This is a genomic window from Bradyrhizobium sp. OK095 (genome assembly GCF_900109945.1).
GTDB lineage: Bacteria > Pseudomonadota > Alphaproteobacteria > Rhizobiales > Xanthobacteraceae > Bradyrhizobium.
The window spans coordinates 19,607-33,361 of the sequence record NZ_FOBX01000009.1; the positions used below are offsets into that span (position 1 = coordinate 19,607).

Annotated in this window: 12 protein-coding genes; 10 read left to right on the plus strand and 2 right to left on the minus strand. The window is 64.4% G+C overall.

What is annotated here, in order from left to right:
• Nucleotides 1-52 precede the first annotated feature (52 nt).
• From BMW89_RS23305 to BMW89_RS23320, 4 genes are all read left to right on the plus strand, one after another.
• Nucleotides 53-1,114, plus strand: coding sequence for an amidohydrolase family protein (locus BMW89_RS23305; protein WP_092029367.1), 1,062 nt, complete (start codon nt 53-55; stop codon nt 1,112-1,114).
• A 15-nt stretch (nt 1,115-1,129) separates the two neighbouring features.
• The gene (locus BMW89_RS23310) at nt 1,130-2,242 is read left to right on the plus strand and encodes an amidohydrolase family protein (protein WP_092029368.1); all 1,113 of its coding nucleotides are present in this window, start codon (nt 1,130-1,132) and stop codon (nt 2,240-2,242) included.
• Nucleotides 2,243-2,257: 15 nt separating this feature from the next.
• Nucleotides 2,258-2,671: a Rieske (2Fe-2S) protein gene (locus tag BMW89_RS23315; protein WP_092029369.1), complete on the plus strand. Its 414-nt coding sequence runs from the start codon at nt 2,258-2,260 to the stop codon at nt 2,669-2,671.
• 72 nt (nt 2,672-2,743) lie between these two features.
• Nucleotides 2,744-2,950 carry a hypothetical protein gene (locus BMW89_RS23320; RefSeq protein WP_092029370.1) on the plus strand — a complete coding sequence of 69 codons (207 nt, stop codon included), beginning with the start codon at nt 2,744-2,746 and terminating at the stop codon, nt 2,948-2,950.
• 67 nt (nt 2,951-3,017) lie between these two features.
• On the opposite strand, the gene BMW89_RS23325 is transcribed toward BMW89_RS23320, so the two are convergent.
• Nucleotides 3,018-4,574 carry a flavin monoamine oxidase family protein gene (locus BMW89_RS23325; protein WP_143062809.1) on the minus strand — a complete coding sequence of 519 codons (1,557 nt, stop codon included), beginning with the start codon at nt 4,572-4,574 and terminating at the stop codon, nt 3,018-3,020.
• Nucleotides 4,575-4,784: 210 nt separating this feature from the next.
• Between BMW89_RS23325 and BMW89_RS23330 the strand changes: the two genes are divergently transcribed.
• Nucleotides 4,785-6,428: a S53 family peptidase gene (locus BMW89_RS23330; RefSeq protein ID WP_177196258.1), complete on the plus strand. Its 1,644-nt coding sequence runs from the start codon at nt 4,785-4,787 to the stop codon at nt 6,426-6,428.
• Here BMW89_RS23330 and BMW89_RS23335 read toward each other — a convergent pair.
• Nucleotides 6,425-7,270, minus strand: a complete 846-nt coding sequence (locus tag BMW89_RS23335) for an SDR family NAD(P)-dependent oxidoreductase (protein ID WP_092029373.1) — start codon at nt 7,268-7,270, stop codon at nt 6,425-6,427. The two genes, BMW89_RS23330 and BMW89_RS23335, sit on opposite strands and share 4 nt — an antisense overlap.
• 193 nt (nt 7,271-7,463) lie before the next feature.
• On the opposite strand from BMW89_RS23335, the gene BMW89_RS23340 reads away from it, so the two are divergent.
• From BMW89_RS23340 to BMW89_RS23360, 5 genes are all read left to right on the plus strand, one after another.
• Nucleotides 7,464-8,960 (plus strand): aldehyde dehydrogenase family protein, encoded by a 1,497-nt coding sequence (locus BMW89_RS23340; RefSeq protein ID WP_092029374.1) that lies wholly within the window; start codon nt 7,464-7,466, stop codon nt 8,958-8,960.
• Nucleotides 8,961-9,169: 209 nt separating this feature from the next.
• Nucleotides 9,170-10,033: an outer membrane protein gene (locus BMW89_RS23345; protein ID WP_092029375.1), complete on the plus strand. Its 864-nt coding sequence runs from the start codon at nt 9,170-9,172 to the stop codon at nt 10,031-10,033.
• A 161-nt stretch (nt 10,034-10,194) separates the two neighbouring features.
• Nucleotides 10,195-11,322, plus strand: a complete 1,128-nt coding sequence (locus BMW89_RS23350) for an alkene reductase (protein ID WP_092029376.1) — start codon at nt 10,195-10,197, stop codon at nt 11,320-11,322.
• A gap of 81 nt (nt 11,323-11,403) precedes the next feature.
• A complete protein-coding gene (locus BMW89_RS23355; RefSeq protein ID WP_092029377.1) occupies nt 11,404-11,904 on the plus strand; it encodes a GFA family protein in 501 nt (166 codons plus the stop codon).
• Between the two features lie 180 nt (nt 11,905-12,084).
• Nucleotides 12,085-13,746, plus strand: coding sequence for a thiamine pyrophosphate-binding protein (locus tag BMW89_RS23360; protein ID WP_092029378.1), 1,662 nt, complete (start codon nt 12,085-12,087; stop codon nt 13,744-13,746).
• Nucleotides 13,747-13,755 lie beyond the last annotated feature (9 nt).

The window sequence follows — 13,755 nt, forward strand, 5'->3', positions numbered from 1 at the left end:
TGCACAGGCGGTGCGTAAGAACGCCGACAAGAACGACTCGCGAGGAAGCTCCATGGCGGTGACGCGGATCGACTGCGACATCCATCCGGCTGTTGGTGGCACGCGCACGACGCTGCTTCCCTATCTCAGCGATCACTGGAAAGAGCAGGTGGTGAGCCGTGCCATCGACGGGCTTGATCTCACCTCCTATCCGCCGAGCATGCCGCTGTCGGGCCGTACCGACTGGCGGCCCGCTAATGGCAAAAAGCCCGGCTCCGATCTCGCCATGGTGCAGAAGGGCGCGTTCGAGCAGCTCGGCGCCAGCCACGCCATCCTCAACGTGCTCTATGGTGCGCAGGCCGTGTTCGACGCCTACATGGCGGCCGATTTCTGCAAGGCCATCAACGACTGGATCGCCGCCGAATGGCTGTCGCGCGACCCGCGCTTGCGAGCTTCCATCGTGGTGCCGATGCAGGACGCGGATCTGGCGATCGAGGAGATCGAGCGCCGCGCCGGCGACAACCGTTTCGTCTCCATCCTGGTGCTGGCGCAGGGCGAGACGCTGCTGGGACGGCGGCATTTCTGGCCGGTCTATCGGCTCGCGGAAAGATACAAGCTGCCGCTCGCGATTCACGCGGGCACGCAATATCGGCAGGCGCCGAGCTCGGCCGGCTGGCCGTCGCATCGCTACGAATATTACTTCGTCGAAGCGCAGGCGTTTCAGGCGCAGATATTGAGCCTGATCTATGAGGGCGTGTTCGGCAAATTCCCGAACCTCAAGGTCGTGCTGATGGAGTCGGGCGTGAGCTGGCTGCCGGCCTTCATGTGGCGCGCCAACAAGACCTGGCGCGGCGTCCGCGTCGAGGTGCCCTGGGTCGAGCGTGAGCCGGCCGCGATCATCCGCGACAATTTTCGCGTCACCATGCAGCCGTTCGATGCGCCCGCCGACGCCAGGAGCGTCGAGGAGATCATCGACCAGATCGGCTCCGAAAAAATGTTTCTGTTCGCGTCCGACTATCCGCACTGGCAGTTCGACGGCGATGATCCGATCCCGCCGCATTTGCCGAAGAGCATCATCGAAAAAATGTGCGTCGACAATCCGCTGGAGACGTTTCCGCGGTTGTCGCTGAATTGATCATTGGAGGATCGCATGAGTGACGTCATCGACCGCCCGCTGTTGGACGAAGAGAAATCCGCCGCGACGCGGCTGCGCATCGTCGATTGCGACGTGCATCCGAGCTTGCGATCGGCGGACGATCTCAACGAGTTCCTGCCAAAACGCTGGCAGCAGCATTTGAAGGAATATGGCAGCCATTTGCGGACGCCGTATTTGTTCACCACGCCCTATCCGCGCTCCTCGCCGCTGATCGCACGCCGCGATGCCTGGCCGCCGACAGGCGGGCCGCCCGGCTCGGACCTTGCCTTCATGCAGAAGCAGCATCTCGATCCGCTCGACGTCGAGTTCGGGATTTTGCAGGTGCTCGATCTCTTCATCTTCTCGCAGCAGAACCTCGAATTCGGCGCGGCGATCCAGCGCGCCATCAACGATTGGCAGCTTGCGTTCTGGTCGCACCGGGATCCCCGCCTGAAGGCCTCGATCCTGGTTGGGCAGGATGGGGTGGATCTTGCGATCGCAGAGATCGAGCGTTGCGCCAAGATCGGTGAATACATCCAGATCAACGTCTCGCCGCGCGCCAACGAGCCGCTCGGCCGCCGCCGCTATTGGCCGATCTACGAGCGCGCGCAGGAACTCGACCTACCGCTCGGCATCCATGTCGGCGGCTATGGCGGGCACGCGCCGACCGGCGGCGGGTGGCCATCTTATTATGTCGAGGAGCACCAGTCCAACGCACACACCATCGCAGCACAGCTCGCAAGCCTCGTCATCGAGGGCGTGCCGGAGCGATTTCCGAGACTGAAGTTCGTCTTCATCGAGGGCGGCTTCGGCTGGATCCCCTCGGCGGTCTGGCGCATGGATCAGCATTTCGAGCGCTTCCGCAGCGAGGTGCCGCATCTCAAGCGAAAACCGTCGGAATATGTGCGTGAAAACTTCTGGTTCACGACGCAGCCGATCGACGAGCCGGACGAGGCGCGGCATCTGCGCGCGCTGATCGACTGGGTCGGCATCGACCGCCTGTTGTTCTCGTCGGACTATCCGCACTGGGACTTTGATGATCCGCGCTTCGCTTTCAAGACGCCGCTGACGGAGGCCGAGCGGAGGAAGATCTTTAGCACCAACGCCCGTGCGGTCTACAAGTTCTGAAGGTTCCGAACCGATATGGCCCGTCACATCGTCGCGACCACCTCGGAGATCCCGCCCGGCGGCAACAAGGTCGTCGGTGTCGCCGGCCGCGACATCGTCGTGTTCCACGTCAATGGCGAGTTCTTCGCGCTGCTGAACCGCTGCCCGCACGAAGGGGCGCCGCTGGAGAAGGCCGCGTGCGTGGCGCGGCTGACCTCACCGGAGCCGGGTGTCTACGAGCGCTCGCGCGTCGGCGAGATGCTGCGCTGTCCCTGGCACGGCTGGGAGTTCGACATGCGCAACGGGCAATCCTGGTTCGATCCGAACCGGGTCAAGATAAGGTCATATCCGGTTGCGGTGGAACGCGGCGACGAGCTCCAGAAGGGGCCGTACGTTGCCGAGACGTTTCCGGTCCATGTCGAGGACAGTTATGTGATTGTCGAGGTCTGAGCCGGCATTGCCGATTGAGATTCGAACGCAGGTGCGTTATGGCTCTCGCGCTTTCAGAGGCGGAGATGAGCTTTGTCGAAACAATCCCTGCGTGAAGAGGCCGAGCGCCTGATCCGCGAATCGATGGAAAAGAAGACCATCGTCGTGAAGCAGGGCGCGACCCGTATCGAGGCCGTCTGCGGCAAGTGCGGCGCGCCGAACCGGGTCCAGGCGGAAAAAGGCCAAAGCCGCGTCAAGTTCGCCTGCAAGAATTGCGGGCATCAGCAGGAAACGCTGTAGGCCTCAGCGCGAAGACCGGGGCGCACCCCGCGAATGCGGTGACGATTCATCCCGCTTGCATCGCGCTTTACCTGCGACGATGCCGGTTGCGCTTGATGGCCCTGAGGATTGCCGACCCGGCCTTGTGGCCGGATTGCAGCGCGCCTTCCATGTATCCGTAATAGGCAAAGCAGGTGTGCTCGCCGGCGAAGTACATTCGCTTGTGAAAGGCGCTGTTCAGCAGCGGGCCGGCACGCGTGACTTCGCCCGGCGCCGGGCAGGAATAGCCGGCTCCGGTCCAGGGATCGGCCGGCCATGGAACGAACTCCGGCGGTTGCGAGAGATTGTCCTTGTAGCCGCGGTAAACTTGGCCGATCCGGGATGCATAGAACGCATCGACGGCGGTCTTGCCGCCGCGCTCCCATTGCCGCATCGCCTCTCTCGCCGGCTCGCTGCCGGCGAACAGGCTGAGCTCGACCTCACGCCCCCGAGGTGCGATCTGGTTGTCGGTTCCCTCCCAGGTGACGCCGAAGCGGCTCGATGTCGCCGCGGGTGCCAGTCCGTGGTCGATCCAGAAGCGCCGCTTGACCGGGCTGAGATACTTCACGGCCGTGCCCATCGAGATCTTGTGGTCGGGCGTGAGCGGCGGCGTGATGCTGATCTTGGCGAAGCGGCCGCCCGGCCACAGGCTCGGCGGAATTGCCAGGACGACGTAATCGGCGCGGAATGCCGCGCTGCCCTCCGGTGTGACCGTCACGCCTTCCTTGTCGATCTCGATCGAGATCACCGGCAATGAGAGATGGACCACGCCGCCGACTGCCCTGATTTCCTCGGCGAGGTGCTCGGCCAGGGATTGATTGCCCTCGGAGCAGCGCAGCGTTTCCGTTTGCGTGAAGAACGCGCTCGGATGTCCCTTCAGCGCCCCGCCATGGACGACCGCGAGATAGGCGAGCAGGCTCTGCGCTTCGACAGGCTGGCCGGCGTCATTGGCAAATTGCTCCCTGATCACGCGCTTGGCGAGCGGCGAGCAGGGTTCGCCGCGAATCCAGTTCGCCATGGATTGCTGGTCCAGCGCATCGGCATCATGGGTGAGCCAGGGCGCGTGCTTGTGGACGTGCTGCGCGCGCCGCGCCATGCGACCGAACGCTGCCTTCATCTGCTCGAACAGGTCCTTGAGGGCGAGCGGGTTCGAAATCTTTCTGCCGTCGAGATAGATCGGCATGTCGAGATCGAGCGCGTCGAAATTCGTATCGAGCGTGAACAGCGAAAGGCCCAGCTCGAACCGTCGCGCCAATGCCAGCCAGAGCGGATGATTGTAGCCGATCAGCTCGCCCCCGGCCTCGACCACGCCGCTCGACTTGTTCTTGCTCCAGACGCGGCCGCCCACGCGTTCGCGCGCTTCGAAGATTGTCACGTCGCAGCGATGAGCGAGCGTGTAGCCGGCCATCAGCCCGCCGAGGCCTGCCCCAACGATTGCGACGCGCGGCCGATGTCGGCGCCGCGTCCGATCCGGCATCAGGCGAGGCGGCGTCACTGCGGAAACGACGGCGGCGTTCGTCAGGGTCGAACTGACCAGCCGTTGACGGTCGAAGCCAATGAACTTGGTGCCGTAGCGGCGGTTGAGCCGCGCGAAGATCGAGCGCATCAGCAAATCCTCGGGTCGCAATCAAAAATCGAAAAAAATCTCGAACGTCCGGGCTGGTCGCGACAAATGGCGGCGCGCCGGCCGGATCGCAAAATTGACGCATCTGAGGATCGACGATAACCTGCAACCTTTGGTCGTGTCGAGGGTGAGGGGCCGGCGATGGTATCACGTGCAAGGACGGGTGCCGCGCCGCGGCATGTTGGCAGCCGGATGCGTCGTCAAGCTGTACCCGCGAAACAGCTGGTCGTCGTGCGGAACAGCGCACGTGCGCGTCAGAAGGGTGCGAAGCGCCTGAGGGACGCCAGCCCGCAGCAGCGGGTTGACGTAACCCTGACGCTGCGCGGGCCGAAACTGCCGGACGCAGCAATTTTCGCGAGGCGCCCCCCGTCGCTGGCGCAGTTCAGGGCGAGGTGCGGAGCCTCCAGGGCCGATGCCAACAAGGTCTCGCAGGTGTTGCGCAAGTTCGGGCTGAGCATCGATGAGGTCTCGCTCGAGACGCGCAGCATGAAGGTGAGTGGCACTGTTGCCCAAATGGAGGCGGCCTTCCATCCCAACCTCGGAATCTACGAGAGTGCGAAGCAAGGCACGTTCCGCGATCGCGAGGGCGAGTACGAGGTGCCCGCGGAACTTCAGCCGATCATCACCGCAGTGCTGGGATTTGGCGAACGGCGCGTCGCAGGCAGAAAGCCGTCGAAGACGGCTGCAAAGGCCACACATCCTCTCAAGCCATTCGCGCCACAGGATATCGAAAACCACTATCGTTTTCCTCACGGGCGCGGGTCTGGCCAGAGGATCGCAGTGGCGGAGTTCGGTGGTGGCTATTTTGCCGAAGATCTCGCCGCCTATTGCAAGTTGTTCGATCGTGATCTGCCGACCGTGAAGCGCATCTCGATCGATGCGCCGATCCGGAACCTCGCGCAGATGAAGCGCCTGAAGCCCGCCCAGCGGCGCGACGAAATCGGCTACACCGGCGAAGTGATGATGGACGTGCAGATCGTCGCGGGGTTGTGCCCGGAGGCTGAGATCCTGGTCTACTTCGCGAAAGACCATCAGAAGGGCTGGGTCGACCTCCTCAATCAGACCATCAAGGATCGCCCGGTGGCACTTTCGATCAGCTGGGGCGCCGCCGAGGATTCCGGCGACTGGTCGAAGGCGGCGCTGAATGCGATCAACGAGCGGCTGAATCTCGCTGCGCTGCTCGGCATCACCGTTTGCTGCGCTTCGGGGGATGACGGGTCCGGCGATATGCAGACCGACAAGCGCGCGCATGTCGATTTTCCAAGCTCCAGTCCCTATTCGCTGGCGGTCGGCGGCTCCATGATTCGACACAAGGCCGGCAAGGCCGTCGAACAAACGTGGCGCGTCGGCAAGGGGCGGCGCATCCGTGACGTCGGTGGTGCGACCGGTGGCGGGGTCAGCTCGATCTTCGCCAAGCCGGGCTGGCAAAAAGTCTCGGTCGCGTCGCTGAACAAGGGTGGCTTCAAGGGACGCGTCGTTCCCGACCTCACCGCGCTGGCCGGTCCACCAATGTACGACTTGATCTTCCGGGGCGAGCGAAGCCCGGGCGGCGGGACCAGCGCGTCGACGCCTGTGCTGGCCTCATTGATCGCGCGTGTCAACGCGCTGTTGCCGTCCCGCAAGCGCCAGCGCTGGCTCACACCGCTCCTCTACGCGAAGACGTCTCACGGTTTCGCGATGGGCCGGCTTGTCTGCCATGACATCACGATCGGCAACAACGTCTCCAACCCAAAGCCGGGCATTGGATTCAAGGCCGGCCCCGGATTTGACGCTGTCTCCGGTTGGGGCGTGCCGATCGGCGCCTCGCTGTTGCTGGCCCTGGGCGGATCCGTCTAGTTCTGCTTCACGAACTTCGCGAAAGCATCCGCATGGTCCGGATGCCAGCGCGACAGCGGCGGGCGGTTCTCGACGATGTCGCCGGCGGCCCACAGCATCCGCTTCTCGTCGAGCGCGCGCGGCACGTCATTGTCCGGGCACAGGATATAGAAATCGCCAGCTTCTAGCCGCGCCAGCATGAAGTCCACGGTCTGCTCCGCCGTCCAGGCGCCGGCCGGCTTCTCGGTGCGGCCCTTCGCGGTGAGCCCGGTGAAGACGAAGCCGGGGATGAGCAGGTGCGCCGTGATGTGGCAGTCTTTGGTGTTGCGCAGCTCGTGCTGGAGCGCTTCCGTAAAAGCCTTCACGCCGGCCTTCGAGACATTGTAGGCGGGATCGCCGGGTGGCGTGGTGATGCCCTGCTTCGAGCCGGTGTTGATGATCAGCCCGGCCTTGCCGCGCGCGATCATGCCGGGTGCGAAGATGCGCGAGCCATTGATGATGCCCCACATGTTGACGGCGATGATGCGCTGCCAGCTGTCGGGATCGCCGAATAGCGTGCTGCCGGGCTGGATGCCGGCATTGTTCATGAGCAGATCGGCGCCGCCGAAATGCGCGCCCACGGCGCGTTCCAGTTCCGTCACGCTTTCGGCGCGACTGACATCGGCAACCGATGTCATCACATTGCCGGCAGGCGCGACGGATGACAGTTTTGTTGCGGCTTCTTGCAGCCGCGCCTGGTCGACGTCGGCGATGCACACCTTCATTCCCGCGCGGGCAAAGGCCATGGCGGCGGCGAAGCCAATGCCGGATGCGCCCCCGGTGATCACGGCGACATTGCCCTTGGCGACGACAGGATGCGGCATGGCTCATTCTCCGGGGGAAGGTGTCAGGTTCGGTCGAGCTATAACATGGCGGCAATGCGACCCTGCACAAGTTGGCATGGGAGGTCTTCGTTCCGCGCCGCCTTTACGCCCATCCGGCAGCGCTGTATTCTATTCCACCTAACGATCCCGCCCAGATCGAACCCAATCAATCACCTGACTAGGGAGTGCAGCCATGGCTGTGTCGCAGGCTATTCCGATCACGCGCCACCCGTTCGCCAACGGGTCCTACAAGCAGATGCTGATCGACGGGAAATGGGTCGACGCTGCCTCCGGCAAGCGCTTCGAGACCCATAACCCCGCCACCGGCGAATTGCTCGCCACCGTCGCCGAGGGCGACAAGGAAGACATCGACCGTGCGGTTGCCGCCGCCCGCCGTGCCTTCGAAGGTCCCTGGAGCAAGGTCAAGCCGTTCGAGCGGCAGAACCTGCTGCTCAAGCTCGCCGACCTCGTCGAGAAGAACTTTGACGAATTGTCGCAGCTCGATACGCTCGACATGGGGGCGCCGCTGAGCCGCACGCGCGCCTATCGCCTGCGCGCCGTCGGCATGCTGCGCTATTACGCCGGCCAGACCACTGCGATCCACGGCGAGACCATCGAGAACTCGCTGCCCGGCGAAATCTTTTCCTACACGCTGAAGGAGCCGATCGGTGTCGTCGGCGCCATCATTCCCTGGAACGGCCCGCTCACCGCGACGCTCTGGAAGATCGGCCCTGCGATCGCGACGGGATGCACCGTGGTGCTGAAGCCCGCGGAAGAGGCGCCGCTGACCTCGCTGCGCATCGCCGAGCTGGCGATGGAAGCGGGCATTCCGCCCGGCGTCGTCAACGTCGTGCCGGGCTATGGCGAGACCGCGGGTGCCGCGCTTGCCTCGCACCACGACGTCGACAAGGTCGCCTTCACCGGCTCGCACGTCACGGGGCAGTCGATCATCCGTGCGTCCGCTGGTAACCTCAAGCGCGTCTCGCTCGAGCTTGGCGGTAAGTCGCCGGACATCGTGTTCGCCGACGCCGATCTCGATGCAGCCGTGCCGGGTGCGGCGATGGCGGTGTTCGCCAATTCCGGCCAGATCTGTAGCGCCGGCACGCGCCTGTTCGTGGAGCAGTCGATCTACGAAGAGTTCGTCGGCCGCGTTGCCGAGTTCGGCAAGAAGCTCCAGGTCGGCAATGGCCTCGATCCCAACACCCAGATCGGCCCGCTCGTCTCCGCGCAGCAGCTCGAGCGTGTCACCAGCTATCTCGACATCGGCCAGAAGGAAGGCGCGCGAGCACTCGCCGGCGGCGGCCGCGTCACTGAAGGCGCGCTGTCGAAGGGTTTCTTCGTCTCGCCGACGGTGTTTGCGGGCGTCCAGGACAATATGCGGATCGCGCAGGAGGAGATCTTTGGTCCCGTCATCTCCGCGATCGCGTTCAAGGACATGGACGAACTGGTCAAGCGTGCCAACAACACCACGTTCGGTCTCGGCTCGGGCCTGTGGACGCGTGACGTCAGCAAGGCGCATGCGGTGGCGAAGCGCTTGCGCGCCGGCTCGGTGTGGGTGAATTGCTACCAGGCGATGGACCCGGCCGTGCCGTTCGGCGGCTACAAGATGAGCGGCTACGGCCGCGAGTCCGGCAAGCAGCACGTCGAGGAATATCTCAACGTCAAGGCCGTCTGGATCAAGACGGCGTAAGGCGTTCTTGCGGTCGCGTCCGGGCTTCGATGGTCGATCTTGCTTGCGGCGACGCAGGTCTGCTTGCGGCGACCTGAAATTGTTGCCCGGGCGCTACAAGCGATTTTGAAACGGCTGTCCGCCGCGATCTGGCGAGGATTGTTATCCCATTTCGAACGTCGGCCGGTTAGTTCTGATCGCCATCAATGTTCGGGTCTGGGATATCGAGAATGCTTCGCTTCGCTTCGATCATGTTTGTGGCTTTGGGCGTCGCCTCGGCGCAGCCCGCGCTGGCAGCCGATATGGCCGCACGTGCGCCGCTCTACAAGGCGCCGCAATTGCCCGTCGCCTACAACTGGTCGGGCTTCTACGCCGGCGTGAATGTCGGGTATGGCTGGAGCGATGATGCGATCAAGCTTGCGCCGCATGATCCGGTTTTCACCGCGGGCGTGCTCGACGTGGCCCTCGCGGGCGGCCTCGTCCCGGCGTCCCTGGCAACGAACCCGCGTGGTGTGCTGGGCGGCGTGCAGGCCGGCTACAATGCGCAGACGGGCTCCCTGGTGTGGGGTGTCGAAGCCGATATCGCGGCCGCCGGCATCAAGGGCACCTCAACGGTTGCGCGAACCCTGCCGGTCTTCCCCGCCATCACGACCACGCAAGAGCAGAAGGTCGACTGGTTGGGGACGGTACGCGGCCGGATCGGTGCCACCGTTACGCCCGACTTGATGCTCTACGCGACGGGCGGTCTTGCCTATGGACATGTCAAGGCGTCGACGACGCTCGTAGATCCCACGCTTCCGGCCGGTACGCCCTGCCTCAACGTGATCTGTAGCGCGGGGACGTCGGAAAGCTGGCGCGTGGGCTGGGCCGTGGGCGGTGGCGGCGAGTACCACTTCGCGTCGAACTGGAGCGTGAAGCTCGAATATCTCTATTATGATCTCGGTAGCGAGAAATACACCATCTTCAATCCGCTGTTCCCGTTCACTCCAGGCCCGGCGCGCGGCCTTGACGCAACCGCGGATTTCACCGGCCACATCGCGCGGGTCGGCCTGAACTACAAGTTCGGCGCGGGCCCGGTCGTCGCTAAATATTGATCCCGCCGTTCTGGACAGGCAGCAAGCCCCGGGCCCGGCCCCGGGGCTTTTTTTGTTTCCACCGCATCTTTCGGCTGGCCTGTCATCCGCCCATGCGGCTTCCGGGCCGCCACGCTTTGTCATATGATCCCCGTCCTCTCATCGATCATTCCGGGGATCACATGAAGTTCGAGGCGTTGTTCAAACCGTTGCAGGTCGGTCCGTACAAGCTCGCGCATCGCGTCGCGCTGGCGCCGTTGACGCGCATGCGCGCCGAGCGCGACAGCTTTTCGCCGCGGCCGCTCAACGCCGAATATTACGGCCAGCGCGCCACGCAAGGCGGCCTGCTCATCGCCGAAGCATCTCCCGTGCTCTCGCACGGTCGCGGTAACCCGGCGACACCGGGCATCTATTCGGAGGCACAAGTAGCCGGCTGGCGCAAGGTGGTCGATGCCGTGCATGCCAAGGGCGGCATCATCTTCCTCCAGCTCTGGCATGTCGGCCGGGTCTCGCATTCGTCCTATCATGGCGGTCAGCGGCCGGTGTCGGCGTCGGCGATCCCCATCAAGGCCGAGGGCGTGAAGGCGATGATGGCGGACGGCAAGATCGGCGACTACGAGACGCCGCGCGCGCTGGAGACCGACGAGGTCAAGGGCGTCGTCGAGGCCTTCAGGCAGGGCGCCAAGAACGCGTTCGCTGCCGGCTTCGACGGCGTCGAGATCCACGGCGCCAACGGCTATCTGCTCGAGCAGTTCTTGCAGTCGCGCAGCAATCAGCGCACCGATCAATATGGCGGGTCTATCGAGAACCGCGCGCGTCTGCTGCTCGAGGTCACGCAGGCCGCGATCGACGTCTGGGGCGCCAATCGCGTCGGCGTGCGGCTGTCGCCGCACGGGATTGCGAACGATTCCGGCGAGCCCGATCCGATGCCGCTCTACACCCACGTCGTCAAAGCGATCGACAAGCTCGGTCTGGCCTATCTGCACTTCATTGAGCCGCGCTCCAGCGGCGCGGGTCGCGCCGATGTCCACTGGGAGAACGTGCCGTCGGCAATGGTGCTGTTCCGTCCGCACTACAGCGGCGTGCTGATGACCGCCGGCGGTTTCACCGGCGAGACGGCGAATGCCGCGATCGCCGACGGCCATGCCGACATCATCGCCTTCGGCCGCATCTTCATCTCCAACCCCGACCTGCCGCGCCGGCTGGAGCATAATTACCCGATCACGCCGTACAACCGCGCGACGTTCTATGGCGGCGAGGAGAAGGGGTATACGGACTATCCGGCGTATGACGAACTGACGCCGGCGTAATCCGCGTTGCACCCGTAGCCCGGATGTCGCTTCGCTCATCCGGGCTACAAGGCTATGCTGTGCTCGCAAGGAGCAAGCACCATGGCCAAAGCCGCCGCCGCAGGGACCGCCACCGGCCAGTGCCTCTGCGGCAAGGTCACCTTCGAGATCGACATCCCCGCGCGCTGGGCCTGGCACGATCACTCCGCCGCCAGCCGCCGCGCCCATGGCGCGGCTTACGCGACCTATGTTGGCAGCTGGAAGAAGCGTTTTCGCATCCTGTCAGGCAAAACCGCGCTCACCCGCTACGAGGATAAGGCCACGAAGACCGCGCGTAGCTTCTGCTCACATTGTGGCACGCCGATCGCCTATGAGCGTCCACGCGGGCCGCACATGGTCAACATCCCGCGTGCGCTGTTTAGGGAGCGCACCGGCCGCCAGCCGCTCTATCACATCGCCATCGAAGAGCTTCAGGAATGGGCCTATACCGGCGAGCCCCTGGTGCCGCTGAAAGGTTTTCCCGGCGTGGTCTGGCAGCGTTCGAAAAAGAAGAAGCGCGCCAGCGGCGAGGATCCGTTCGAGCTGGGGCGAGAGGAGATGTAGCTCCGCTCTCGTGTCCCGGCTCTGCGTCGCAACGTTTCACGTTGCGCCGCGTCCGGGACATGAGAGCGGAATTTGCCGCTCCCACGCAACGCAGCCATGACCGCGCTTCCTTGCGCGCCTCTGGTGACTTCGTCCATCATGTGATCCGTCCTTGCGGCAACGCCCGCTCCTGGAGGAAACATGAAGAACAAGATCACCGGCCGCTCCGCCTTTCTCGCGCTGCTCAAGGACGAGGGCATCACGCATTTGTTCGGCAATCCCGGCACCACCGAACTGCCGATCATGCATGCGCTGAAGGACCATCCTGATCTCACTTATGTGATGGCGATGCAGGAGAGCCTGGTGGTCGCGATCGCCGACGGCTACAGCCGTGCCTCCGGAAAACTCGTCGCCTGCAACGTCCATGTCGCGCCCGGTCTCGGCAATGCGATGGGCTCGCTCTATAATGCCCAGTTCACGGGCACGCCGATGATCCTCACCGCCGGCCAGCAGGAGCAGGGCCATGGCCTGATGGAGCCGGTGCTGTACGGCCCCATGGTGCGCATGGCCGAGCCGCTGGTGAAATGGGCGGTCGAGGTGACGCGGCTGGAAGATTTGCCGCGCATCGTGCGCCGTGCTGCGAAGGTGGCGATGACGCCGCCGACCGGGCCGGTGTTCATCTCGCTGCCCGGCGACATCCTCAACAGTGAGGCCGGCATTGATCTCGGCCGCTCCACCCGCATCGATGCGCGCGTAAGGCCCTCGGACGAGGCGCTGAAAGCGTTCGCAGCGCGGCTGTTGAAGGCCGAGCGCCCGGTGATTGTCACCATGGACGAGGTGGTCAAGAGCGACGCGCTGAAGGAGGCCGCCGAACTCGCCGAGCTGCTGGGCGCTGCCGCTTACCAATCCTCGACGCCATATGGCTCGCACTTCCTGTCCGAAAGCCCGAGCTTCGTCGGAACGCTCGCGCGCGTGCAGAAGGTCGCGCGAGACACGCTCGCGCCCTACGACCTCCTGATCGCGCTCGGCGGCGATCCCCTGCGCATGTCGGTCTATAGCGAGGTCGATGCGCTGCCGGATGGTCTCGGCATCGTGCAGGTTGGCCTCGTCGATTGGGAGATCGCCAAGAATTATGGCGTCGAGATCGCGTTGAAGGCGGATCTCAAGGAAACGCTGCGTGCGCTGATCCCGGTGCTGAAGGAGATGGGCGGCGCCGCGCTGACACAGCGAGCGAAGCAACGCCTCGCCGAGCTGGCACCGAAGAACTGGACCGCGCGGCGCGGCGCGCTGGTTGAGCAGATCGGCAAAGCGGCCGACCGTAGCCCCATCGATCCGGACTGGCTGGTGCTGCAGATGGTCGACGCCATGCCTGCCAACGCCATCCTCGTCGACGAAGGCCTCACCTCGAGCCGACAGATCACGTCGTTGCGCGCGCATCGCGATCGCTTCGGCTATCACGGCCTTGCCTCCGGCGGCATCGGCTGGGGCCTGCCGGCCTCGGTCGGCGCCAGCATCGCCAATCCGGATCGCCCCGTGGTGTGCTTTTCCGGCGACGGCAGCGCGATGTATTCGATCCAGTCGCTGTGGACCGCGGCGCATCACAAGCTGCCGCTCAACGTCGTCATCGCCAACAATGGCGGCTACCGCATCATCAAGCAGCGCCTGCTCGCCTTCCATGGCGACGACAATTATGTCGGCATGGATTTCATCGATCCGCCGGTGGACTTTGCCGGGATCGCGAAGGCGCTGGGCTGCGAGGCGATCAAGGTGAGCGATCCGCGCGAGCTGAAGGCGACGCTGGTGTCTGCGTTCAATCGGCCGGGCACCAAGCTGATCGAGGTGATGGTGGACGGGAAGGTGTAGGGCAGGGGC